The sequence below is a fragment of the Christiangramia sp. genome, assembly GCF_029937855.1.
In the GTDB taxonomy this organism is placed as follows: Bacteria; Bacteroidota; Bacteroidia; order Flavobacteriales; family Flavobacteriaceae; genus Christiangramia.
In genome coordinates this window covers 1-25,777 of the sequence record NZ_JAPYPC010000025.1, presented here as the reverse complement: position 1 = coordinate 25,777, position 25,777 = coordinate 1, and the positions used below count along the sequence as shown (strand labels likewise).

Sequence of the window (25,777 nt, the reverse complement as noted above, 5' to 3'; positions counted from 1 at the left end):
CTAAAGAATGATTATCAGCCCCCGAAGAAATAGAGGAATATTCTAAAAACCAAGGATGGTTTTAGCCAAATAAAAGAAAATAAAGATCCCGAAAATATCGTTGCTGGTGGTAATAAAAGGACCTGTGGCAATGGCAGGATCTATGCCCTGTTTATCAAGTATAATGGGAACAAAAGTACCTATTAGTGCCGCCAGTATAATAACCGTGATCAAAGCCAGGGCTATGGTAAAACTTACTATTTGAGGTTGCCCTACTATAAGCCCAAAAAGTATAACCAAAACACCCAGAACTACTCCATTAATAAGTGTAAGCCCTATTTCTTTCAGGAGCCGGTTAAAGAGGCTGCCTCTAAGATTATCATTAGCCAATCCCTGAACAATGATCGCACTGGACTGCACTCCTACATTCCCAGCCATCGCGGCGATTAGTGGTGTAAAGAAAAATAACTCCACATAATTGGCGAGCGCTTCTTCAAAACCCTTCATCACATATACAGCGCCTAAACCTCCAAAGAGACCCAGAATAAGCCAGGGTAAACGTGCCCTGGTAAGCCTCCAGATGCTGGCATCGGCTTCTACATCTTCAGAAATACCTGCAGCCATCTGGTAATCTTTTTCTGCTTCCTCTTTAATGAAATCTACAATATCGTCAATAGTAATTCGGCCTACCAGACGGTTCATCTCATCTACTACCGGAATCGCTTCAAGGTCATATTTTTGCATGATCCGCGCTACTTCCTCACCTTCGGTATGCACATTCACATAATCCACCTGAGGAATATAAATATCACTAATATTGGCATCACTGGAGGCGGTAAGCAGGTCTTTTAAGGAAAGTCTGCCTTTCAGCTTATTCTTATCATCTACCACATAGATAGAATGTACCCGGGTCACATTTTCTGCCTGCTTTCGCATTTCAGCCATACAACCGGTGACACTCCAGTTTTCATTCACTTTTACCAGTTCTTTCGCCATCAAACCACCGGCAGAATCTTCATCATAACGCAATAGCTCCACGATATCATCAGCGTGTTGCTCATCGGTCATTTCAGAAATTACATCCTGTTGTAATTCCAGCGAAAGTTCAGAGATGATATCTGCCGCGTCATCGGTATCCATCTCACTAAGCTCAGAAGCAATTTCTTTTGCCGAAAGGTTTTCCAGGATTCGCTCCCGAACTCCTTCTTCCAACTCCATCAGTGCTTCAGCTGTCTTTTCGCTGTCCAGAAGTTTTACCAGGTAGGTTGCCTCCTCCAGATTAAGTTCTGTAAGAATTTCAGCAATATCGGCGTGGTGCACATCTTCAAGATGCAATAACAATTCCTCATTGTTTTCTTCTTCAATGAGGTACTGGATCTTATCTATTAGCTCTTCAGTTATTTGAAATTGCATGCGGCTCAATTTTTTTGGTCAGTTCTATAAACTGCTGGAAACCGAGTTGCTCCGGCCGAAGACCAAAGATAGTATCTTCCCTTAAATTATCGGGCAGATTAAGACTTTTTAAACTATTGCGAAGGGTCTTTCTGCGCTGATTAAAGGAAGTCTTAACTATTCTGAAAAACAGTTTTTCATCACAATCCAGACTGAAATTCTCTTTCCTTCGAAGCCTTAATACTCCGCTGTCTACTTTTGGCGGCGGATTAAAAACCGAAGGTGGAACCGTAAAAAGGTATTCGGCTTCATAGAATGCCTGTGTAAGTACACTTAGAATCCCATAAGTTTTGTTCCCTTCTTTTTCACAAATGCGTTTTGCCACTTCTTTTTGGAACATTCCTGAAAATTCAGGAATCTGATCCCTCATTTGAAGTACTTTAAATACTATTTGGGTGGAAATATTGTAAGGGAAATTACCAATCACAGCAAATTGTTCTTTGTTGAATATTTGCCCCAGATCATGTTTTAAAAAATCCTTTTCATGGATTCTACCACGTAAATGCAGGTAATGACTTTCCAGATATTCCACACTTTCGGTATCAATTTCGATCACATGAACCTCAGCATCTTTATCCAAAAGATATTTAGTAAGAACCCCCATTCCTGGTCCTATTTCCAACACTTTATGGTAGCCTTCATAGCTTAAAGTATCTGCTATCTTCGCCGCGATATTTTCATCGGTTAGGAAATGTTGTCCCAGATGTTTTTTTGCCTTTACCGCCTGATCATCCTTGTTAGAATAATCGGAAGAGGCTTTATGGAATGAAGGCTTATATTTTTTCATGATTTGCTATTAAATACGTCTTAAGGAAATTCTTATGCGGAAACAGGTTTCGACAAGCTCAACCTGTCAAAAACAACCTGAAAAAATTCACTTTTTCAAAAAGCTTATTGTTCGGTAATTACTTCCAACTCTGTTCTAAAAGCTACAAATTTACCATCAAAAGCTTTGGATTTTGATCGAAGTTCTTCTGCATTTTCAGTGTAATATTTCTCAAGCATCTCTTTACTTTCCGCAGTATATTGCACAGAATAGGTGATTCCACCCATGGGTTCCTGCACCAAAACTTTCGTCATTAATGCTTTACTGAATTTTTTGGTATCCAGCATATCAGGAATATGTTCTTCTTTCATCCATTTTAACCAGTTGTCATGGATATCTTCCTGCACGTTAATGGTAACGTTATATATAATCATTTCTGAAAATTTAAAATTTTGGAGTTACTCTAAAGTATCACCTCGGAGCATTCGATATTTCTTACGTGCTTCCACATAGTAAATACTATCGGCAAAGTTAAAGATTATTTGCTCGTAAAGTGACTTTGCCTTCTCCAGATCCTGAAGCTGGTTTGCATATAATTCTGCCAGAAAATAATGTGCGTTATCTGAAAGGATATCATCATTGAACGAATTAATGATCTCCAGGTAGTTTTTCTCTGCCTTCTGAAAATTCTGCTCCTTTTCATACAATTTCGCCTGACTCAGCAAGGCCTCATCTTCGATCTTTTCTCCTTTATGATTTATAAGAATAGAATCTAAAGCCTGAATAGCTTTACTGTTTTCCTTCTGAAAAATAAGTAGATCTGCATGTGCAAATTTCTTCAAAGCGGTCTTTGTAGAATCTTCGAGGGAATTATCGCTAATGAGCAAGCTCAATTCCATCGCGTCATTCGCAATTAATTGGGATGTGGAAGATTTTAAAATATCAAGCTGCGTCTTTGCCCAGTCAAAATCTCCTTTATAATAACTGGTTTTTGCCACTTTAAATCTTGCATTTTGCGAAATCACATCATTCTTTACAAGATTCTGAATTTGGGAATAATAGATAAGTGCTTCATTAAACTTCTCCTGAACCACCAGAATATCTGCCAGTGCCATTTTCACTTTAGCAAGGTTAAATTTAGTTGGAGTGATCTCCGTTGCCTTCTTCAAAAGGACTATAGCTTCATCCTTCCTGTCCAGATTAAAAGCCATAAAATTGGCATAATCTATTTGAACATCAAGCGTTTCCTGGTTATAACCATATTCTTCCAAAAGCGATTTGAAATCTACTTCCACCCGGGCAAAATCTTCGGGACCGGCAGTCTGCAGTTCAATATTCAATAAAAAATGACGTGCCTGTAGATTAAAAGTCCTGGAAGGTGATTCTTCAATCGCATAGGCAATAATCTCTTTTGCAGTCTCATACTCTTCGTCTTCCTTAGCCAGCACGGCCAGATTAAGTATCCCCTGTAAAGAATTTTCGCCACGTTTAAAAATTGCCCGTTCCTGGACAAAAGCCTTGTCGAAATCTTTTTGCTGAATAAATAACCAGCTCAGCATTTCATTATATAGCAATTGAGGATCTTCCTGAAGACGTTTTAGGAGTAGTTTTCTAAAAATAGTATTGGCTTCAGATTGTGAATCTTCTGAAATATACCTATTAAACTCCCTGTTTGCAATGCCATAGAATTTCATATCATCTTCAATAAGATCCAGGTAATTGCTGAACATTGCTTCGATCTTACCCTGTTCGCCGTAAATACGGGCAAGCTGAAGGTTATAATTTCTATCGGAACTCATTTCCAAGGCCCTTTCATAAGCTTTGGCCGCGTAATCCAGTAGGCTGTATTGCTCAAAACCGCGGGCAATAGAATATGCATAATTTGGCCGTGCTTCTATAGACTGAAGCGCTTCATCATAAAAACGTTTGGCCTTTTCTTCTTCGTTCTGAAGTTCGTAATTATGACCTAATTCTATAAGAAGAGAGGGATTATTAGCGGTACGGTTAAGCCGTTCCTGCAACATTCTTTCAGCTTCTTCAAAATTTTCCAATTGCTGGTTTGAAGAAAGTACTCCATTAAAATAAACGGGATTGGCAGGGTTTTGCTCGTAAAGTTTCTGGTACACCTTCAGCGCCTTTTCATACTCGCCCTGATCAAAAAAATTCTTTGCCAGTTGTTCACTTTGAGCATACAACCCACAACCGACTAACAACCATAAAGCTATAAAAACAAAACAGCGCATATGTAAATATAAACATTTGCGCTGTTTTAATATTGTGATCTTCAGATTAATCTATCGTGTCAAAACCACAATACGGCACGAGCACTTCTGGTACTTTTATTCCGTTTTCGGTTTGATAGTTTTCCAGAATGCCTGCTAAAACCCTGGGCAAGGCAAGCGCACTTCCGTTGAGTGTATGAGCCAGCTCCTTATTATTATCTTTAGTTTTGTACCGTAATTTTAATCGGTTAGACTGAAAATTTTCAAAATTGGATACTGAGCTGATTTCCAGCCAGCGATCCTGAGCGGTAGAGAAAACTTCAAAATCAAAAGTCAGTGCCGCAGTAAAACCAAGGTCGCCACCGCATAATCTTAAGATTCGGTATGGAAGTTTCAGTTCTTTGAGCAAGCCTTTGATATGTTCTACCATGTTATCTAGAGCGGTATAAGAATTCTCTGGTGTCTCCAATCTTACAATCTCCACTTTATCGAATTGATGTAGGCGATTCAACCCACGCACATGCGCGCCATAAGATCCTGCTTCCCTTCTAAAACATGGCGTATAACCGGTACAAAGAATCGGGAAATCCTTTTCATTCATCAGGTTATCACGAAACATATTCGTCATAGGTACTTCAGCAGTAGGAATCAAATAAAGATCATCTTCGGTAACATGATACATTTGACCCTCCTTATCTGGTAACTGTCCTGTTCCAAAACCTGAAGTTTCGTTTACCAATAAAGGTAATTGATATTCGGTATATCCGGCTTCCGTGGCTTTATCTAAAAACCAGGTGATAAGCGCTCGTTGAAGTCTTGCGCCTTTTCCTTTATAAACAGGAAAACCTGCACCGGTAACTTTGTTCCCAAGCTCGAAATCTATGATATCATATTTCTTTGCAAGCTCCCAATGTGGAAGCGCTCCTTCAGCAAGTTTAGGAACCTCCCCTTCCGTATAGATCTCCTCATTATCATCCTCGCTCATTCCAGAAGGAACAGACTCATGAGGAATATTTGGGATCGTATAAAGCAGGTTTTGAAGTTCTGCCACGGTTGTGGTAAGCTTTTCTGAAAGTTCTTTAGATTCTTCTTTCAGTTTTCCAGTTTTCTCCTTCAGCATATTGGCTTTCTGATGCTCTCCATTTTTGAACATCAGTCCAATTTCTTTGGACATTTTATTGGAATTTGCCAGTGTATCATCCAGCTTTGCCTGGGTAGTTCTTCTTGTCTCATCAAGAGTTAAAACCTGTTCAAAAATATCTTCGGCATTAAAGTTCCTTTTTTTAAGCGCTTTAATGTATTCTTCTTTATGTTCTGCAATATTTGAAACCTGTAACATGAGGCCGGATTTTTATTTACCGTTTATATTATTTTCTAAGCAGCAAATGTAACAAAAGCAGGTAAGATAATTAGTCTGAATCTGAGGGAAGAATCCAGTTATGATGTTTAAAATGTTGCCATTTTTCCGCGGCAAGATCTACGCTAGGATCAATAAGCGGTTTATATTCTCCTCCATTCACACTCATTTTTCCTTCTGCATACACCTCAACCTCTTTCCCTTTTTCAGCATATTCTTCTTCTATACGCTGGGCAAACTGCCAAATCATATCTGGTTTGGTTGAAATGGACCGCAATTGTTTTCTCGAGAGGTAATCCTTTTTATCAATAATAATAGTGTCTGAAGTTCCTTTTTCCACCACTTTGAAGGTGATTCTTCCGCTTTTCCCTCTTAACATCATTCTCCAGCTTAATCGATGCCCCTCTTCTGTCCAGAGCACATCATCCTGAAAAAACCAGTGTCTTAATGGAAGGGCCAGCTGAATGATAAACCAAACACTCATCGCTCCTATCAAAAAATTCCGGTAGGAAGGAATAATGATTTCATCTCCATCATAATGTTTCTTTTTTTTCCGAAGAAACACCTTATTGATCTTTTCCGAAGGAAAAAAGAAGATACAGAAAGCCAGGGACATATAAGGAAATATCCCGATATGGAAAATAAAGCTGTTAAACAGGTGAAAGAAAATCGCTGCCATAAAAATTGGAAGTCGGGTTCTTTTCCATAACAATAATGGAATGATCAAAAGATCAAACAACAACCCAAAATAAGCGATAGCATATCGTACCCAGCCCTGCTGAAGAAATTCACCAACCAGCCAGTAATCTGCCTTAGATCGCATTAGCAATGCTGGAAAACTTCCGTCCAGCCAGTCTGGGTAGAATTTTGCAACAGAAGCATAAGTGTAAACAATCCACAGTTGTAAAACGATAACCACCCAAACCCAACGAGGCATGGATATTTTACTGATTTCAGGCTTGATTTTAGCATCCAGGGAAAACCAGCGATTTGCCGGCAAAAAGCTCATGATGAAACATAGTAACATCAAGAGATAATAATGGTTATTATAGGAGGACTTTTGCATAAGATACACGCCGGCCCACATGATACCATAACAAATAATGCTCAACCTGTATTTATACCCGAGCATCACGAAAATACCGAATAAGCCCATAATGCCGTAATACCAAAGCATGCCATTGCCCGGTAGCGGTTGCAGGAATTCAAAACCTATAAAATTAAAGGTAAAATCGGGTTCGATAAGCGTTCTCCTAATCCAACCCGTGAAAATGGCTCCAAAAGCTTCTATGGCAATGAGAAATCCGAAAAGCGCACGGAAAACTACCAATGCCGAATTATCAACCTGCTTAAAAAGCCACCTGTTAAGCATGGTTATCTTTTAAGTATTGTTTTGAAAATGCCTGATCCTGTTTCATGGCGATCTTGAGATCCTCTACCGAAACAAATTTCTTCTCATCACGAATCCTTACCAGCAATTCCAGATCTATTTCTTTTCCATAAAGGTCTTTATCAAGATCAAAAAAATAGGACTCTATAGTTTTTTCTTTTCCGCCTACGGTTGGATTCGTACCAATATTCATCATTCCATAGACCTTCTCACCATCTATTTTAGTTTGCACTACATAAACCCCATTTTTTGGAATAAGTTTATATTCTTCAGTCACCTCGAGATTGGCGGTAGGAAAACCAAGGTCTTTGCCAATTCCGCGGCCTTTAACAATGGTTCCCTTCAAAGTAAATGGATGTTGCAAATACATATTGGCCCTTTCCACCCGGCCATCTAATAAGGCATTTCTAATCTTGGTAGAACTTACCGCTACCTGTTCCACATCCTGCTGGGAAATTTCTTCCACCTCAAATCCAAAATCCTCTCCAAACTGCTTCAGATCGTTAATATCTGCCGTACGATTACGTCCAAACCTATGGTCATAGCCAATAATAACTCTTTTAGCTTTAAGTTTATTTACGAGGATATCCCGAACAAATTCCAATGCCGTAAGTCTGGAAAACTGATGGGTAAAAGGATGTATCACCAAATGATCTATTCCTGTTTCTTCTAGAAGTTTCTTACGCTCTTCGATGGTATTTATAAGCTGAATTCCACTTTCCTTTTGAAGCACCATCCTTGGATGAGGAAAAAAAGTAAGCACTACAGAATCCAGGTTATTTGCATTGGCAGCATTTACGAGGCGTTCTATGATCTTCCTATGCCCTGCATGAACCCCATCAAAAGTACCAATCGTGACTACCGTTTGACGTTCACTTACAAATGAGTTTGCTCCTTTATGCTCTTTCAAATCCTGCTATTTTCCGTTAAATGTATTCATGGTATTAGAGACTCCCGCGGTTCCGAAAGATTGGATCAATTCAGCTGACGTTTTTAAACGTTCCGGTAATTTACTTTCCTCATCATCGGTCCACTCACCCAACACATAATTCACCTGGCTCCCCTGGGAAAATTCATCGCTTATCCCAAACCTAAAACGATTATATTTCGTGGTGTTAAGTTGCGACTGTATATCCTTCAAACCATTATGCCCACCGTCGCTGCCTTTGGTCTTTAATCTAAGCGTTCCGAAGGGAAGATTGAGATCATCTGTTACCACCAGAAGATTCTCCAGGGTAATTTTCTCTTTCTGCATCCAGTAATTCACTGCTTTTCCGCTTAAGTTCATATAGGTACTGGGCTTAAGCAAAACGAAGGTTCTTCCTTTAAATTTAAAGGTCGCCACATCTCCAAGCTTCTGCGTTTCAAAAGTCACTTCTTTTTCCCGGGCAAGTTCATCGAGAATTTTAAACCCGATATTGTGCCTGGTATTTTCATATTTGGGGCCAATATTGCCCAGACCAACGATCAAAAATTTCTTCATGGGATCTATTTTCTCCTCGGTCTCTTTCTTTCCTAAAATCCTTCCGAAGAATGAAAGCATCCATTTAGTGTTTTGGTAAAGATAAAATTAATCAGATACTTTTAATTCAGAAAAAACAAAACCGAAGATTTAAAATATTTCAAATAAAAAAGCATTCCGAAATCGGGATTGCCGAATAAGGAATGCTTTTTAAAAATTATTCAAAGAAGGTTACTCTTTATCTTCTCCCTCTTTTACAGCTGCCTGATCATCAACTTCAGTTGCTGGCACTTCATCTGCTGCTACATCATCTTCGTCTTCATCTTCATCCTCTAATTCTACAAGGTTACGTGAAGTTCTTACCTGACATATTACAGTATTATCTGGATGCTGAATTACGAAATCTTTACTATCTACTCCAGTTACATAAAGCTTCTGACCAATTTTAAGCTTAGTCACGTTCGCTACGATATAATCTGGAAGATCTCCTGGCAATCCTCTTACTTTAAGACGACGTAGGTTATATCTTAACACACCACCATTCTTAACCCCTCTTGCAACACCTTCGGTGTGAATTGGGATTTCCATAGTAATTGGTTTATCTCCAAAGATCTGGTAGAAATCAATATGAAGAATCGCATCGGTAACAGGATGGAATTGGATATCCTGAAGGATCGCGTCATAGGACTCCCCACTTTTTAATTTGATTTTTACAGTGTGTACGTCTGGTGTGTACACTAAATTCTGGAATGCTATTTCCTCTGCTGCAAAGTGTAGTGGATCACCTTCTACCCCGTACAATACGCAAGGAACCTCTCCAGCATTACGTAGTGCTTTCGTTGCTTTCTTGCCTACGCTTTCTCTTTTAGATCCGTTGATCGTAATTGATTTCATTTGTAAATCTTAATTTAATTGAACAAATGTTGTCAAGTCCTTCGTGGACCGCCTTCATTTGCTTAAAAATTTGACTGCAAAAGTAAGTCTTTTTTATTTATTTGTAAAACCCTGTAGCTTAAAAAGCTCTACGGAATTAAGAATTATCATTTTAGAGATTTGGATGGTTGGGAATCCATACTTCGGCAAGGTCTGGGGGGCAATATGGGACTGCTTCGTTTCACTTGCAGTGACGTATAGAAAAACGGGTTATTTAACCGGTGGTCTTTGCGAAGTGTAGCCGAAGCAAACTGCTGTTGTTTTCCTCTAAAATATGTTTGAACTTGATAATAGCGAATTTGCTTCGTCTGGTTTCACTCCGCTACCATTGAAATGTTTTATTAGAATGCGAACAGCACTAATATAGCGTTATGACATTCAAATCATTAGCCACTAATGCACTCATATTTCTATTGATAAAACCAAACATTCGTGAATTCGTGGCCACAATAAAGAGATACGGAAATTTATAGTACACGTTGATTCCCTGCATTAAATAAATTTCTCCACCGCTCATTTTCATTAATAGAGAAGCGAAGCAATCCCAGTTGGAGACTGCTTCGTTTCACTCGTAGTGACAACTTCCTGGAACCGTCATCCTGAACTTGTTTCAGGATCTCAACCTCATTGTCCTTTCGACCGAAGGGAGAAATCTCTGATTATTCTCAACTAACTGATTATTGTTTTCACAAAGCCTTTCAAGGACGTAAAGCCTATTTTCAGTAAATTGAAAAAAATAAGAGAAAACTTCATCCTGAAATATTCAAAGAATGAAAAATGATACCGAATCTTCCACCTCCACCAAACGAATTGCAGCCATAGACCTGGGAACTAATTCATTCCATGCCGTGCTGGTAGATATTTATCCCGACGGAAGTTTCAGAACCATCGATAAACTAAAAGAAATGGTGATACTTGCTGAAAAAGGCATGGATAATCACCTAAGCGAAGATGCCATGCAACGCGGACTCGATGCTTTGAAACGCATTAAATTCCTATGTGATAGTCAGAATGTAGAAGAAATTCTCGCTTTTGCCACCAGCGCCATAAGGGAAGCAAAGAACGGCGGTGATTTTATTCAACGTATGATCGATGAAGTAGGTATAAAAGCCAGGGCGATTCCGGGACAAATGGAAGCTGAACTTATTGGTTACGCGGTTAGGCATAGTATTGCATTGAACAAGGAAATGGTACTAATGGTTGATATAGGCGGGGGAAGCGTAGAATTTATCATAGGGAATAATCAAAAATTTATTTATCGGGAAAGTTTAAAATTAGGAGTTGCCAGAATGGCCGCGAAATTTGTGAAAAATGATCCGATCACTGAAGAGGAAATTCAAATATTAGTTTCACACTATCAACAGGAACTAAAAGAAATTTCAGAAATTCTCAAAGAGAATCATATCACCACCATGATAGGTTCTTCAGGAACTATGGAAAATATCGGAGCCATGGTAGCCAGCCGTAATTCCCTCACTGCTTCCATGAGCCTTAATGAACTAAGTTTTGAGGCTTCAGATTTTAACTCCCTATACCAGGATTTTATTGAGCTAAACAGAAAAAAACGCCAAAAGATCAGTGAACTGGATGAAAAGCGGATAGATATCATCAACCCTGGAATGGTACTGGTAAAATATCTTATAGAAGAATTTAAAATTCAAACTATAAAGATTTCCGAAGCTGCTTTAAGGGATGGGATGATCCTGAACTTTATTAAAGAAGAAAGGCCAAAACTAGATATGGTCGCCAATTTTCCCGAACCCAGAAAGCGAAGTATTTTTGAATTGCTCCGTAAATGTAACTGGCTGGAAGCGCATTCAAAACATGTCGCCAATATGGCTCTGCAGCTTTTTGATGAATTTAGAAAAGAATTAAAATTAGAGGAAACAGATCGGGAACTGCTGGAATATGCCAGTTACCTGCACGATATTGGCTATTATATTTCTTATAGAAAACATCATAAACATGCATTATACTTAATAAGACATTCAGATTTAAGGGGCTTTACCGAAGATGAGATCAATATTATGGCCAATGTGGCCAGATATCACCGGAGATCCACCCCCAGGAAAAGACATTTCCTGTATAAAAAACTTGAGAAACCGCTTCGAAAAAGAGTTAAAAAACTTTCTGCTTTATTGCGTGTAGCTGATGGCCTGGATCGTAGCCATTATCAAAATGTTCAAACACTGGAAGTGCAAAATGAAGCTGAAAAAGTGAAATTCCATATCACGACCATGGGTGATCCTGAACTTGAGATCTGGGGCGCCGAAAGGAAATCTAAACTATTTGAAAAAGTGACCGGGAAAAAACTTGAGATCTATAGTGTTAACAAGGAACAATGACGCATAGAACTTCCTAGCGGCAATACCGAAGATGAGACTGCTTCGCTATGCTCGCAGTGACTTTTCTCAATGCAGAAAACTCAGAACCACATAAGCAACATGAAACTATTCCGTTTCACTCACAATATCAACAACTTCTATTGACTGTCATCGCGAACAAAGTGAAGCGATCTACAATTACATAATGAATTTAGAGCTTATCGACTTATTATCCTGAACACGCTTCATTACATCAGCAAAAAGTTCAGCACAACTTACTACTTTAATCTTTCTGCTTTCCTGTCTTAGCGGAATAGAATCTGTGACAATTAATTCCTGAAGTTTAGATTTCTCTATACGATCGTAGGCCTCTCCTGAAAGTACAGGATGCGTACAAATAGCACGAACACTTTTCGCACCACGCTCCATCATAAGATCTGCGGCTTTAGTAAGAGTTCCGGCAGTATCTACCATATCATCTACCAGAACAACATTCTTTCCGGTAACATCTCCAATAAGTTCCATATGGGAAATTACATTCGCTTTAGCCCTTTGCTTATAACAAATCACTACATCGCTCTCCAGTGCTTTGGAATAGGCATAGGCCCTTTTAGAACCTCCCATATCTGGTGATGCTACAGTTAAATTATCAAGTCCAAGCTTCTTTAGATACGGAAGAAAAACAGTACTTGCATACAAATGATCTACCGGCTTTTCGAAGAACCCCTGAATTTGATCTGCGTGAAGATCCATGGTAATAATTCTTGTAGCCCCGGCAGTTTCCAAAATACTGGCAATCATTTTCGCTGCAATAGGAACCCGCGGCTTGTCTTTTCTATCCTGCCTGGCCCACCCAAAATACGGCATCACTGCAGTAATATGTCTAGCAGAAGCTCTTTTCGCAGCATCCAGCATCAGCAACATTTCCATAAGGTGATCGCTCCCCGGATGTGTAGATCCAATTATAAATACACGGGATCCTCTTACCGATTCTTCAAAGGAAGGCTGAAACTCACCATCACTGTAAGTGGAAGTAATCACATTTCCCAGTTTGGAACCATAAAATTCAGCGATCTTCTCAGCGAGTTCGCGACTTTGGGTACAATTAAAGATCTTAGCTTCTGTAGCAGGCATGTTGTGTTGTTTTTTGTTGTGTGTTTGTTCTTGTTGCCTGCAAATTTAAAAATTTATCCTTGTGATAATAGGATAAAACCAACTCCATCAAAAGAAAGATGAATTAACTATGTAAATTTTACCAAAAAGATATCTTAACAGTCAAAACCGTTACTTATTTTATAAATGATTTATCTGCCAGAAATTAAATTTTTTTCATGTCTGAAAAAAATTCATGATAAGCCTACTATCTTTCTTAATTTTAAACATATTACAACCTGATATTTCTTCTAATCAGGATTAATCCACAATTTCAAAGAAACAGGATTTAAAAAGTCCATTAGTTGATGATGAAGCAGCATCGGTAACAAATACAGAAGAAAGCAAAGATTGATTCCTTCAGGATTTCAGAAAAATAAAAATTCCAGGAATAACCAAAAACGATAATATGAGTTTTAATTTCACCCGTAGATATCTCACATTTTTTATCCTTGGTGCATTAGCTGCATTTGTTTTTATAATCATTTATGATTGGAAAGAATTTGAAAAAAGGACTTAGAGGAGAAGCTTCCGACAGCATTATAATTACAGAGATTATAAATTGATTAATAAAAGCATTAAGTCAAAAAAGAATTAACTGATTTTCTATGGAAATGTCCTTTTAACAATTAAAAGGTTCAGAAGAAAGTCAAAAAATCACTAAAGAAAAGTGACGTTTGAAAAGATTGAAGTAACTTATCATTTTCAATAAGCTGAGATATGAAAACTACTCCTGAACATGATGAAAGAATTGCAAAAATGACTTTTGCCTCGGTATATCCACATTATATTACAAAAGTGGAGAAGAAAGGACGAACGCAAGAGGAATTAAATCAGGTTATAGAGTGGTTAACAGGATTTGATGAAAAGAAAATACTGGAACTTATAAAGGAAAAAGTCAGTTTTAAAGAATTCTTCCAAAAAGCACGTTTACATCAAAACGCACATCTAATTAAGGGAATGATTTGCGGGTATCGAATAGAGGAGTTGGAAACTCCGTTGACCCAACAGGTAAGATACCTGGACAAACTGGTAGATGAGCTGGCAAAAGGACGAAAAATGGAAAAAATATTACGGAAATCATAGTAGCCAGAAGAAGGAAAACTCTGGGAGATTTTATCCCGGGAATCGTATTTTCTTCCCAAAGACATATTCAAAAAAATTATTAACTTCTGCCTAATTAAGCAGTTAAAGAATGGAGTTTATTCCCTACACTTATTTTTCCTTTTCAAATTGCAATATTAAAAGTGAGATAGATTAATAAGTAAAAGCATGCCTAACAGGAATGAAATAAGAAGTCAGCAGGATCATAACAAATCTCTTTTACGTTCCAACAAACCGAGATTTAAAGAAAATATCAGGGAAAATATTTATAAAGATGAAATTCCGGAAGACGGACTTCTTTTTGACAGGATTCCTGAAAAATCTGTTGAGCAGGTGATTAAAAAAATAAGATCCAATGCTCGATTAGAAACCATAAAAGATTTTAAACTGCTCATTATTTCAATACTCATCATCCTGTTCTTAATCTTTCTTTTTGTACATAAAGTGGAAGAAGAAATGCACAGGAGAAATAATGTTACCCATCCTACGAATCTATACCGAACTTAAATGGTTTTTGAAACATGGAATTTATCCTTCTGCGGTATTAAAACAGTTCTTCCATAGTTTTTTCAATATTCTATGTGATTCCTGTGGTTTTTTCTAAATTCGCTATTTACTAGCCTATTGTTGAAAGCTGCATCCCTACTTCCGCAAGTTTTCCTCAGTATAATATATTATAATCAAACACCTCTCATATTGGAGAAATTATTAAACTACCAAAGGAAATTAACCGAAAAAGAACCGGGAAGTAATTACTCCCACCAGCCTTTAGATGAAGAATTTGAAGAAAATGAGATTACCGAAATACCGCCAGAATTATATTCAAAAAGGGTAATTACCGCTTTCTGTATATTATTTTCTACCATCTTCGGAGCCGTTATTTTAATGAGTAATCTGAAGAAAAAAGATGAACAAAAAGGAAAGCTACAGGTACTATTTTTTTCTATTATCTACACGGCCGGAATGATCTTTACCGTAGCATATACCAAATCAAGTAATTTTACCATTTTACTAAATATTTTAGGAGCCATTATTCTAAATGAATATTTCTGGAATAGATACCTGGGAAAAGATATTGAATTTGAAAAAAAGAGCTGGGTAAAACCTGCCCTTATATCTATCACCGTTACTATTCCATTTATTATTGCGCTACTGTATGCATAAAAAACTTCATAGCCATTCGTGCGTAAAGATTGATGTATGAAAAACTGGTTCAAAAAGAATATTATATGGCTTGTACCTGTAACGGGTACTATTATCATTATTTTCTACTTCTTAAGTTCCTTCAATTTCGGCAAAATTTCGCAAGATCTGGTGCAGGCTTATTCCGATAAAGAACTTTATCGAAAGGCTATAGAAATGGCTAATAAAGAGGAGCGTGTAATTAAAGTAGTAGTTAGAATAAAGAGTATTGATAGGATGGCGATTTTTAACGGGGAAGTCAATTATTTCAGTGATTTTCAAAAAGTGACTTCTACCATTAAGGTTCATGGGGATAAAGGGAAGGCTAAACTTGATATTAAAGCACATCTAAAAAACGATGAATGGAGGTATGATCTTCTACAGGTTAGAATAGATAATAGCACTGGGGAAACTCAAGCTATAGAAATATATCAATGACGATTAAATTAAGGAATAGCAATCCTGGTAAAAAAGATGAGTACAAAATCTTTCTAATTGATCACTATTATTCTCTTTGATCTTAAATATATAAAGATGAAAGTCTAAGAACCTTCATTAAGCTCCTGCATAATTTCTGAAAATATCCTGTAAGATTTCAAGCGATCTTCCTGATGATAGATATGAGATGCAACAATTACTTCATCTACCCCTGTTTGTTTGATAAAATCTTCTGTATCCTTTTTGATCCTTTCACGGTCTCCCACAAAAGCGTATTGCAGCATTCGTGAAAGTTGAGGATGATTCCTAATTTCAGTAAGTTCCGGACTCATATCTTCCGGTTTCTGAAGATAATCAAGATTACCTGTTAATACTCCAACCATCATTCTAAGGGAACTTGTAGAAATTCTTTCAGCTTCAGCATAGCTATCAGCAGCAATTATGTTGATACCAGCAATGCTATAAGGCTTTTCCAGATATTCTGAAGGCTGAAATTCCCGGTAATAGATTTCCATCGCCTGAAATAATTGAGCAGGTGCAAAATGACTGGCAAAAACATAGGGAAGCCCTTTTTCTGCTGCCACATGGGCGCTATCTGTACTGGATCCCAAAATATACACAGGAACATCCACACCTTCGGCGACCGTAGCTCTTACTTTTTTGGTCGCTCTTTGGTTCTTAAAATATTGCTGAATTTCATCAATCTCATGCGGAAATTTATGAACCGAATTCATCCGGTCACTTCTAATCGCATGGGCCGTTACCTGATCTGTTCCCGGTGCTCTTCCCAGTCCCATATCTATCCTTCCTGGATATAGGGTTCCCAGAGTTCCAAATTGCTCGGCAACAATAAGTGGAGAGTGGTTTGGAAGCATAATCCCCCCGGAACCTACTCTAATAGAATTTGTCTTACCGGCGATATGCCCCATAAGTACCGTCGTGGCCGAACTGGCAATACTAACCATATTATGATGTTCTGCCAGCCAGAATCTTTTGTAACCTAAATCTTCTGCGGTTTTCGCAAGTTCAGCACTGTTTTCAAAAACTATATGATGAGGAATATCCTGACCTACTACGGCTAGTTCCAGGATAGAATAGGCTGTCTTTTTATGAGGCATTTACGTCAATTTACAAATTCTACACTAATACAAACCCGGGTTTGGTCTGGTTTTCCCTGAATACTTACGGGATTTATAGATCGATTTAAAAATTAGCACTACCATTTTCTTTTTTTAAAAAGCAGCTTTAATTTTCAGCAATTCTGCCTGACTTTTCAAATACTTTAAAATAACCTCTATTTCTTTCAATTTTGCAGAAATATAAGAGTTCTCCCGGCTATTCACCAGAAAAAGAGAACTATCCCCAAGTTGAAATTTTCTTTGTTCAGCATCTACAAGCCTGGCATAATCGGCCACTAAAGTATTCAGCTTGAAACGTTGATTTCTAAAAGAGCTAATTTCATTCTGAAGGGATCGCAGTTTATTAGAAATTTCCTGACTTGCATTTAAAAGTTCATATTGAGAATTTTCCACTTCCAGTTTGGCGAGTTGTAATTCTCCACGCTCTTTTCTTAAGAAAATGGGCAAACTAAAAGAAAAACCGAATTTATAGTCCTGGGTATTAAGACCTCTCCACTCTTCCGGTTGATTGGTAATAAAATTATAGTTAATATCGAGATCTGGTAATAATTTATTGGCTTTCAGTTTTTTCTCAATTTCCAGTATATCCAGATTATATTCCAGAAACCTGATTTTTGGATTCGAATCAATCTCTTCATTAACCGCGATTTCGTTTTTCAGCCACATTGCGTTTACCTTTTCAAAAAGATCTTCGTTAGGCCTTACTTCTGAAGTGATCTCTAATGGAACATTAGCTTCTGTCCAGAGATAATTTGATAGTCTGAGGGAAGCTTTCAGATAATCCAATTCAGCCTGTTGTAATTGAATTTCCCGATTCTCAAAAGTAATATTGGCTTCAAGCGTATCTATTGCCGGTTTATCCCCCAACCGAAATTGGGTTTTTACAGATCTTAGCCTAAATTCGGCATTGCTAACAAAACTACGATAGAGCAACAATTCCTGATATGCTGCGTACCAGTTAAAATAAGCACTGGAAGCATCATAAAGAATTTCAGCGATCATAAGGTCCCTTTTCACCAGTGACTGATCCTGGTAAATTTTAGCCTGTTTAAGTGCCGCCATACGTTCGCTCATAAATAAGCCATTAGTCACATCCAGGGAAATTCCTGCGGAATAAAGCCCTTCTTCAGGAACTGTATTTTGAGGATTGAGGTATTCGCCGGAATTTTCTTCAAATTTCGCATTGAATTCCAATCCGTAATACGTGGGAACTTTAAATGCAGCCCCAAAAATATTGTAGTACTCAGTTCCCTTATAATCTTTTTCAGATAGATCGGCTTGGATCTTGGGATCAAAAAAACCACGGGATTTTAGGAGCTTAAAATCAGCTTCATCCACTTTTAAACCGGCTTGTTTCACCAGGGGATGATATTTTTTCACAATAGCCAGATACTCTTCAAAACCCAGTCTTAAACTGTCTTTTTCAGAAGCGTGTCCGGCATTCACCATCACAAGCATTAAAATAAAGATCAGCTTTCTCATTTTTCTGAAACTTTGGTATTTACAGCATCTTCAGGCGAATAATAGTTTGGTGGAAAACCATTTAATTGTCGCCATAATTCATACCAGATAGGTACATCTTCTAACAAAGCCAATGTAGAAGCACCGGAGCCTATCTTTATTTCCGTTGGCCATGCATATTCGCTTTCATCTGGAGCTAAGAGAACCCTGTATTTCCCATTTGCACTAATGAAATTTTCAATGGCGACAATTTTTGCTCCATAGGTGCCGTATGAGCTATTGGGCCAGCCGCTAAAGACAATCGCCGGCCAACCATCAAACTGTACGCGCACAGATTCTCCCACGTGCAACAACGGCATATCTATAGGATCTACAAAAGTTTCTACCGCCAGTTGATAATTGGAGGGCATAATTCCCAGAAGAGGTTCCCCTTCTTTAAAGGTTTCGCCGATACCCGCCTTAATTGCTTTGTTAATATATCCATCTTGTGGAGCCAAAATATAATAAAGCCCTCTTCGCTTATCATAGTTAGCATAGGAAGTTTCAAGCTTGCTAATGTCTGCCTGGGTTTGATACATTGAACTTTCTGCTGAAGAACGGTCACTTTGAGCCTTGGAAACCTTCTCCTGGTATTCGGCCTCAAGACGATTCAATTCAATTTCAGCATTGATTATTTCATTTTGTGAAGCCAGCATTTTATTCTCCTGCGCAATTCGCTTAGCCTGAGATTCCTGAAGTTTTAATCGGGAATTTTCCAGATCGGTCATGGATTTTAATCCTTCTTCATTAAGCATTCTTGCCCGCTCAAATTGTGTTTCAGCAATAGCAAGATTTGTCTTCGCGGCTTCCAGATCGATGCTGTCACTGCGGAATTTCAATTTGCTTTGTCGTAATTTATTCTCGGCCTGATTAATTTTTAGTCTTTTTTCCTGCTGAAGGGCACCTACCTGATTGGTCAATGATTGTATTTTACTTTCATAGGATCTCTGAGAGCTTTCTTTTGCCCTAATCTGATCGCCTGTACGATCCACCAATTGCGGATCGAAATATTCATTTTTAACTTCTGAAATATGAAGGATGGTATCTCCCTTTTCTACAAAATCACCTTCGTTGATGTACCATCTCTCAATACGGCCCGGAATAGGCGATTGAAGAGTTTGTGGTCGCTGTTCCGGCGTTAATGTGGTCACATATCCCTTTCCTGCAACAGTTTGGGTCCAGGGTAAAAATAAAATGACGATCAGAATTATCCCAAAAGTTATTAGGAACCTATTGAAATATTTTTGGGTACGATCTCGAAGTACCTTTTTCCCAGAAGCGTACTGCTTAAGATCTACTTTCTCGTGCAGTGTGTTATTTGTGATATTTAACATATTCTAGGTCTTATTTGTTATTTTCCCGTTTTTTATAAAAAGATGCCGGTCACAATATTTCTCCCATTTTTCACCTTTTCCGGCCACAATTATTGCCCAATTATTCTCTTTACTAAAAAGAAAATCCAGGATTCTATCCTCTTCTTCTGGATCTAATTGATTCAATGGATCATTTAAAATTAGCAGTGAAGGACGCTTCACAATACTTCGTGCCAGAATCAACTTTTTTGAAACCGAATAAGGCATTTGGATGCCTTCAGGATAAATGATGGTATTTAAACCTTTAGGTTGTTGCTTTACAAATCCCAGCAGACCTGTTTTTTCCAGTGCCCATTGAATATCCTGTTTTGGAATATCCTGATTTCCCATGGTGATATTCTCCAGGATGCTGCCTTCAAAAGGAGATTCTTCAGTTATAGACTGTCCCAGTAAGGCACGGTAATGATTGGGCCTAATGCTCTTAAGGGAAATATCATTCACGTAGATCTCTCCGAGACTTGGCTGAATAAGTCCTGCCACCAGTTTGAGTAGCGTAGATTTACCTGCACCGTTACTTCCCTTTAATAAAATCCTATCGCCAGGATTTATCTTAAGGTTTATATTTTTAATTATTCTATTGTCACTAAAACCTTTATAATTTACTCCATCCAGCTCTATTGTAAGTGGTTCCCCTATTTCAAAAGGTTCTTCCCCGGTCTGGTCTTCCAGCTCCTTGTCTACCACTTCCCCCATTTTCTCCAGGGAGGTAAGAATATCATAAAAAGACTCCAGGCCCAGGATAATTTTTTCCACAGAACCAATGATCAATAATATAATGATCTCTGCCGCTACAAACTGCCCAATGTTCATTTGCTGATTTAAAACGAGCATACCTCCAATTGCTAAAAGACCTGCTGTAACCAGCACTTTAAAAATAATGAGCTGGATAAACTGAATTTTAAGTACCTGGAAATGTCCTTCTCGAGCCACCAGGTATTCACTGAGCATGCGATCATTCTTGGAAATAGCAAGATTAGTTTTTCCGGAGATTTTAAAAGTCATTAGTCCGCGGGCTACTTCCTGAATCCAGTGAGCTATTCGGTATTTATATTTAGACTCCAGCATACTTGCATCCAGCCCTTTCTGTCCAGTGAACTTAAAACCTACATATATCAAAAAGACCAGTAATATTCCATAAATAATGAAAAATGGATGGTAGAGCGATAATAATATAAGTCCGAAAATCACCTGAGTTAAAGCAGCCGGGAAATCTATAATCACCTTTGAGAGGCCTTTCTGGATGATCAGGACATCAAAAAAACGATTGGCCAGCTCCGGCGGATAGAAATTTCGCAGCTGATCCATTTTTATCTTCGGAAAACGATAGATGAATTCAAAAGAAGCACGTGTAAAGATCTTCTGTTGAATGTTTTCTAAAATTCTGATTTGCATTAACTGAAGTATGCCCACAAAAGCCACCCCAAGCGTTACCAATATTACAAGTACAAACCAGGATGTAGAAATCCTTGCACCTTGCATAAGATTAACAATCGCCTGAATACCAAGTGGAACCGATAGACTCACAAGTCCGGCAAAAATCGCGTAGTAAACAATTTGAAGAAAATCCTTTCGCTCTAATTTCAGCAATCCTACAAATCTCTGAAATGGGGTGAGTTTATTTGCCATTGTTAGTATTTAAAAGATTTAAAACTAAGTTTTTGAAAAACATGGACGGATTGATTTTATCACCACCATCGGTGATGCTTAAAAAATGCTGACTTATAAAATGTTGATGTAATGAACCGTCAATAATGGTAGTGGCAAGACTGAATGGATACTTATACTCGCAATCCAATTCTGAGATCATTTGGCTAATTCTCTTTACCAATCTTTTATAAAGCAGGAAATGTCCATGTTTATTTTCTTCATCTACTTTTTTGGTGAGGTAAGATTTTGAAGACTCGTTTATGATAATATTGTTAAGCGCCACTTCATCAATATGCTTAAAACGAATATCCTGTATCACCGGGTGGGCCATAACATCTATGGCTTTTAGAAGCTTCTCTTCGGGATCATTGATACTATATATGGAAAACATTAACTGATATTCCTTCCATCCCCAAAACCAGTTGGTGATATATACCAGGAAGAGATGTTTGTTTTCAAAATAACGATAAATAGAACTTTCATTAGACTGGATCTCCAACCCCAGTTTCTTAAAAGTGAATTTCTCGAAGCCTATTTTATCAATAAGCAAAATACCATGTTCTATTATTCTTCTTCCTAACTCACTTGACTCAGGATCCTTGAGGTAAAGATTTTCGCTAACAGATATTTTCAGGTTCTTAAGCAATTCCTCCATGCTGAAATTTTTTTCAAAAATAATAGTAATACTTTCATAATAGAAAGTTTTGCTGTTATTTAACACTTGTAGAACTATCGAAATTTAGATAAAATGTTTGATTTATGCATCAGTTAATCATGATACACCATGCATTATAACCTTAAAAAATATTGATCGAGATGATTAAAGGCTAATCATTTTGTTTGAATTATTCAGGTAAGCAGAGTGCAGGTAGTCTTAATTCTTCCAAAGTTAAATTTCAATAATTCCATTTAGAGGAATTAGAATTTCTTCAAATTCTAATTAAATACCTTTGGAAATCCCGAGAAATATTTACTTGTGAATATTATAAATAATCCAGGGATACTTTTCCCTTTAAACAACCTCACATTTATCAAATTTTGACTAAAAATTGATTTTTTGATTAGTGTTTTTTCCAATAGCTTTTAATCGCTCTACATGTAAGGGTTTGCTTATAAAATCTATCACCTCTTCGATTTCTTCTGCTTTATGCTTATCGCGTTCAGAGATAGATGAACTAACGATATAGATATTAGTTTCTTCCTTACAATTAGGCCGCAGCTGCTTTAGTTTTTTGATGAACTGCCATCCATCCATATAGGGCATATTAATATCCAATAGGATAATATGTGGCAGGGGGTTTTCTTCTTTTTTAAATTCTTCAATAGCATCTATACCACTGTTGAAAAAAGTGGGGTGGGAGAATATCTCAGTTTTGTTTATCAGCTTACCGGCAATAAGTTGATATACCGGATCATCATCTATTATTGTAAGTGTTTTAAACATATTTATTCAAAGAAGAGTTTAAAAGTGGCGCCTTTACCTGGTTCGCTTTCTACAGTAATTCTACCTGCCATGGCTTCCATTTGATTTTGAGTGATAAAAAGGCCAATGCCACGGGAATTAGACGCATTACTAAAGGTATTATAAAGTCCGAAGATTTTAGTCCCATGTTTTTCCAAATCTATTCCAATTCCATTGTCCATTATCTCAAGGATCCATTTTCCATCCTTCAAATAGCCTTTAATAGAGATTGTCGGCTGCCTTGATTCGGCGCTATATTTTAAAGCATTTGAAATTAAATTGAGAAAGATACTTTCCAGGTATGCAGGATTGAAATAAACCTTCATTTCTTCGGGTATGTGAGTACTTATTTCAGCATTTTTATCCTGTATATTTACCTTAAGCGATTCTAAAGTCTTTTCTAAGTAGTCCTTTACACTTAACAATTCGATTTTTAAAGCATGATTGTTATGTATAGTAACTACATCATTTAGATCCATTAAGGTCTGGCTTAAAGCAGAAGAAACCGTTGGTAAAAGTTGGAGGTATTCCTCTTTTTCATCTTGATTTTCAGCTTCTTTATAGAGATCTAACAAAGACTCCAGGTTACTGGAATGGGAGCGTAGATTATGGGATACGATATAAGAAAAGTTGATGAGTCGCTTATTCTGTTCAGTCACCAGATCAAAAGATTTTTTCAGCTTTATTTGAGCTTCCTTGCTAGCTGTAATATCATGAATATTAAATACCAAACCTTTAATACTTTCTTCATGCAATAAACTGGTAATAGTAACAGCTTTCCACAATACTTTGTGCTTATTAGCTAAAGACCTAAAAACAATTTCTTTTTGCGGAACACCCGGCTGTTTTTCTGCTTCCTCTACTTTATTCTTTATAACTAGATGGTCTTCGGGATGAACTATGGAAATAAGGGGGTTTCTCTCGAAATCAATATTTGCCTGCTCTATTATTTTTTTTAAGGCGGGAGAGTAATAGCTGGGCTGCCTATTTTTATCCAACACTAATATCATTTCATTGGAATACTCTACAATTGCCCTAAAACGTTTTTCACTTTGCACGAGTTTCTTTTGAGCTTCAACTTTCTCTGTAATATCTTCTGCAATTGCAATATGAAAAGTGGGTTTCTCCGCTTTTCCCCCTAAGGGGGTTATACTGAGCTGCACCCAAACTATAGCTCCATCTTTCTTTATAAATCGTTTCTGTACGGTGAATTTCCTAATTTCATTTTTGGTTAATTTTTCTAACAATTCAAGGTTTTGCCTAAGCTCATCTGGATGGGATATCTCCCTGAATTTTTTTTCCCTAAGTTCTTGCGAGCTATAACCCAGCATTTTCTGAAAACTCTTATTAGTTTCCAGGATTTCACCTGTATTAGAATCGGCACGAACCATTCCCACGGCCGCTTCATTAAAGATAGACCTAAACTTTATTTCACTCCTTAGCAAGTCTTTTTTAGCCCTTTCACTTTCAGAAATATCTTCCACCAACGCTATATGTTTATCTGGTAATTCACCGGGTTGCCATAGAGCCGAAACCGTAAGACGTATCCAGGCAAATTCACCGTTCTTCTTTTTTAGCCTAAGCTTTTGGGAGTATTCTCTACGTTTATTATTTCGCAATTCTTTTAAGAGCCTTTCATTTTCCTCATAATCTTCTTTAGAACTTATCTCCTGAAAATCCAACTTCTTTAATTCAGTATTTTTATACCCCAATTGTTGCTGTAACCTGGAATTTGATTCCAATAAATTTCCAGTCTTGGTATCTACGAGAGCCATTCCAATTGCAGCCTGGTTAAATACCGTTTGAAACTGATTTTCTACTTTTGCCAATTCATTAGACTTTTTCGCCACCAGCACCCTTAATTTCAATGGTTGCATACTGAAATAATAGGTCCCAAATGCAAAAAATCCAGATAGAAAAAGTATAAATAATGCCACTGGAAAAAGGGAACCAGCTATTTCGTGTGGATTAGTAGGAGCGATATAAAATTTCCAGTCACCATCCGGAAGAATTACTTCTTCGGAATAGGATTTATCGAAATTATCGAAATCTGGAAGATAAAAAGTCTCTTTTCCTGTGTTTGGATCTATTTTAGAAAATTGAAAATTATACTGTTCATGGGAATACTCATATATTCCGGACTGTACCAGGAGATTTTCCAAGCTTATAATCACTGAACTAAAACCCCAGAATTTGTTGTTTATCAGGATGGGCAATCTTCCAATTACCGCAAAACCACCCTGTTTGATACGAACAGGGCCCGCGAAGAACATACGTTGCTCTTTTATAGTTCGCAAAGCTTCATTGCGATGTACACTATCTTTAAGGATTTTAAGTCCCAAAGCAGCCTCATTACCTTCTAACGGATAGACATGAGTAATACGGTCACCTTCAACCATTTCCACAATGTCTATGTTGGGATTTTCATCCACGAGCCTGGAGGCCACCTTTTCAAAATTTTCTACTTCACCGTTATTATTTACCTGCATCCCCAAGCTTAAAGCTGCCGCTGAACTATAGCCCAATGCCTGTTGCATATTCTTCTCTACCAGGTTAATAATGGTAGACATTTCCCTTCGCTGTTCCTCTTCCAGGATTTGAAATCGTTGCCATAGTATAAATACTCCTATGATTAGGAATAAGAGGAAAGTAAAAAAACCTGTAATAAGGGGTTTTAAAGGAAATTTGAACCCAAAAATCCCTATAGATTTTAAGCCCATACTCAAAATTTATTTATAATCCCGCCCCTAGGATTTTGTGAATCTTCCTTACGAATATATTATTATTTTAACTAAAATTATTAATCGTTTAAGATATTTATAAATTTTGTAATTTTTATATTTCTAAGTTCAATATATAAATGCAACTCAAATTAAATCATTGGGGGCTAGCCCC

Annotated in this window: 22 protein-coding genes; 5 read left to right on the top strand and 17 right to left on the bottom strand. The window is 37.5% G+C overall.

The genetic code is table 11. The features are described 5' to 3' along the window. Positions 1–42: 42 nt before the first annotated feature. The 9 genes from mgtE to Q1K34_RS12940 all read right to left on the bottom strand — a co-directional run bounded on the left by mgtE (position 43) and on the right by Q1K34_RS12940 (position 9,522). On the bottom strand, positions 43–1,392 hold the full coding sequence (gene mgtE / locus Q1K34_RS12980) for a magnesium transporter (RefSeq protein WP_300439637.1): 1,350 nt from the start codon (positions 1,390–1,392) through the stop codon (positions 43–45). After that, complete coding sequence (rsmA, locus tag Q1K34_RS12975; RefSeq protein ID WP_300439635.1) at positions 1,373–2,218, bottom strand: 16S rRNA (adenine(1518)-N(6)/adenine(1519)-N(6))-dimethyltransferase RsmA; 846 nt, start codon at positions 2,216–2,218, stop codon at positions 1,373–1,375. Before rsmA ends, mgtE begins: the two co-directional genes overlap by 20 nt. Positions 2,219–2,322: 104 nt before the next feature. After that, positions 2,323–2,631 carry a DUF4286 family protein gene (locus Q1K34_RS12970; protein ID WP_300439633.1) on the bottom strand — a complete coding sequence of 103 codons (309 nt, stop codon included), beginning with the start codon at positions 2,629–2,631 and terminating at the stop codon, positions 2,323–2,325. A gap of 24 nt (positions 2,632–2,655) precedes the next feature. After that, positions 2,656–4,440 (bottom strand): tetratricopeptide repeat protein, encoded by a 1,785-nt coding sequence (locus Q1K34_RS12965; protein ID WP_300439630.1) that lies wholly within the window; start codon positions 4,438–4,440, stop codon positions 2,656–2,658. A gap of 46 nt (positions 4,441–4,486) precedes the next feature. Then, complete coding sequence (gene serS / locus Q1K34_RS12960) at positions 4,487–5,758, bottom strand: serine--tRNA ligase (RefSeq protein WP_300439628.1); 1,272 nt, start codon at positions 5,756–5,758, stop codon at positions 4,487–4,489. Between the two features lie 70 nt (positions 5,759–5,828). After that, the gene (locus Q1K34_RS12955; protein ID WP_300439624.1) at positions 5,829–7,148 is read right to left on the bottom strand and encodes an HTTM domain-containing protein; all 1,320 of its coding nucleotides are present in this window, start codon (positions 7,146–7,148) and stop codon (positions 5,829–5,831) included. Next, positions 7,141–8,076: a bifunctional riboflavin kinase/FAD synthetase gene (locus tag Q1K34_RS12950; protein ID WP_300439621.1), complete on the bottom strand. Its 936-nt coding sequence runs from the start codon at positions 8,074–8,076 to the stop codon at positions 7,141–7,143. Before Q1K34_RS12950 ends, Q1K34_RS12955 begins: the two co-directional genes overlap by 8 nt. A 6-nt stretch (positions 8,077–8,082) precedes the next feature. Next, positions 8,083–8,709, bottom strand: coding sequence for an aminoacyl-tRNA hydrolase (gene pth / locus Q1K34_RS12945; protein ID WP_300439618.1), 627 nt, complete (start codon positions 8,707–8,709; stop codon positions 8,083–8,085). Between the two features lie 150 nt (positions 8,710–8,859). Next, the gene (locus Q1K34_RS12940) at positions 8,860–9,522 is read right to left on the bottom strand and encodes a 50S ribosomal protein L25/general stress protein Ctc (RefSeq protein WP_300439615.1); all 663 of its coding nucleotides are present in this window, start codon (positions 9,520–9,522) and stop codon (positions 8,860–8,862) included. Between the two features lie 809 nt (positions 9,523–10,331). Between Q1K34_RS12940 and Q1K34_RS12935 the strand changes: the two genes are divergently transcribed. After that, positions 10,332–11,906 (top strand): Ppx/GppA phosphatase family protein, encoded by a 1,575-nt coding sequence (locus Q1K34_RS12935; protein ID WP_300439612.1) that lies wholly within the window; start codon positions 10,332–10,334, stop codon positions 11,904–11,906. Positions 11,907–12,083: 177 nt separating this feature from the next. On the opposite strand, the gene Q1K34_RS12930 is transcribed toward Q1K34_RS12935, so the two are convergent. Next, on the bottom strand, positions 12,084–13,019 hold the full coding sequence (locus tag Q1K34_RS12930) for a ribose-phosphate pyrophosphokinase (protein ID WP_300439609.1): 936 nt from the start codon (positions 13,017–13,019) through the stop codon (positions 12,084–12,086). 738 nt (positions 13,020–13,757) lie between these two features. On the opposite strand from Q1K34_RS12930, the gene Q1K34_RS12925 reads away from it, so the two are divergent. From Q1K34_RS12925 to Q1K34_RS12910, 4 genes are all read left to right on the top strand, one after another. Continuing rightward, positions 13,758–14,123, top strand: a complete 366-nt coding sequence (locus Q1K34_RS12925; protein ID WP_300439606.1) for a DUF2200 domain-containing protein — start codon at positions 13,758–13,760, stop codon at positions 14,121–14,123. Between the two features lie 186 nt (positions 14,124–14,309). Next, positions 14,310–14,648: a hypothetical protein gene (locus Q1K34_RS12920; RefSeq protein WP_300439604.1), complete on the top strand. Its 339-nt coding sequence runs from the start codon at positions 14,310–14,312 to the stop codon at positions 14,646–14,648. 189 nt (positions 14,649–14,837) lie between these two features. Further along, on the top strand, positions 14,838–15,305 hold the full coding sequence (locus tag Q1K34_RS12915; protein ID WP_300439601.1) for a hypothetical protein: 468 nt from the start codon (positions 14,838–14,840) through the stop codon (positions 15,303–15,305). A 36-nt stretch (positions 15,306–15,341) separates the two neighbouring features. Beyond that, on the top strand, positions 15,342–15,761 hold the full coding sequence (locus tag Q1K34_RS12910; protein ID WP_300439598.1) for a cytochrome c oxidase assembly factor Coa1 family protein: 420 nt from the start codon (positions 15,342–15,344) through the stop codon (positions 15,759–15,761). 104 nt (positions 15,762–15,865) lie between these two features. Here the strand turns inward: Q1K34_RS12910 and Q1K34_RS12905 are convergent, their stop codons facing one another. From Q1K34_RS12905 to Q1K34_RS12875, 7 genes are all read right to left on the bottom strand, one after another. Continuing rightward, entirely contained in the window at positions 15,866–16,879 is a 1,014-nt protein-coding gene (locus Q1K34_RS12905; RefSeq protein ID WP_300439594.1) for an LLM class flavin-dependent oxidoreductase, read from the bottom strand. A gap of 114 nt (positions 16,880–16,993) precedes the next feature. After that, a complete protein-coding gene (locus tag Q1K34_RS12900) occupies positions 16,994–18,382 on the bottom strand; it encodes a TolC family protein (protein WP_300439591.1) in 1,389 nt (462 codons plus the stop codon). After that, positions 18,379–19,734 (bottom strand): HlyD family efflux transporter periplasmic adaptor subunit, encoded by a 1,356-nt coding sequence (locus Q1K34_RS12895; protein WP_300439588.1) that lies wholly within the window; start codon positions 19,732–19,734, stop codon positions 18,379–18,381. Before Q1K34_RS12895 ends, Q1K34_RS12900 begins: the two co-directional genes overlap by 4 nt. Before the next feature lie 3 nt (positions 19,735–19,737). Further along, positions 19,738–21,399, bottom strand: coding sequence for a peptidase domain-containing ABC transporter (locus Q1K34_RS12890; protein ID WP_300439585.1), 1,662 nt, complete (start codon positions 21,397–21,399; stop codon positions 19,738–19,740). Beyond that, positions 21,389–22,075, bottom strand: a complete 687-nt coding sequence (locus tag Q1K34_RS12885) for a TetR/AcrR family transcriptional regulator (RefSeq protein WP_300439583.1) — start codon at positions 22,073–22,075, stop codon at positions 21,389–21,391. Before Q1K34_RS12885 ends, Q1K34_RS12890 begins: the two co-directional genes overlap by 11 nt. A 387-nt stretch (positions 22,076–22,462) precedes the next feature. Further along, positions 22,463–22,864, bottom strand: coding sequence for a response regulator (locus Q1K34_RS12880; protein WP_300439580.1), 402 nt, complete (start codon positions 22,862–22,864; stop codon positions 22,463–22,465). 2 nt (positions 22,865–22,866) lie between these two features. Beyond that, positions 22,867–25,602 carry a PAS domain S-box protein gene (locus tag Q1K34_RS12875; RefSeq protein ID WP_300439577.1) on the bottom strand — a complete coding sequence of 912 codons (2,736 nt, stop codon included), beginning with the start codon at positions 25,600–25,602 and terminating at the stop codon, positions 22,867–22,869. Positions 25,603–25,777: the final 175 nt, after the last annotated feature.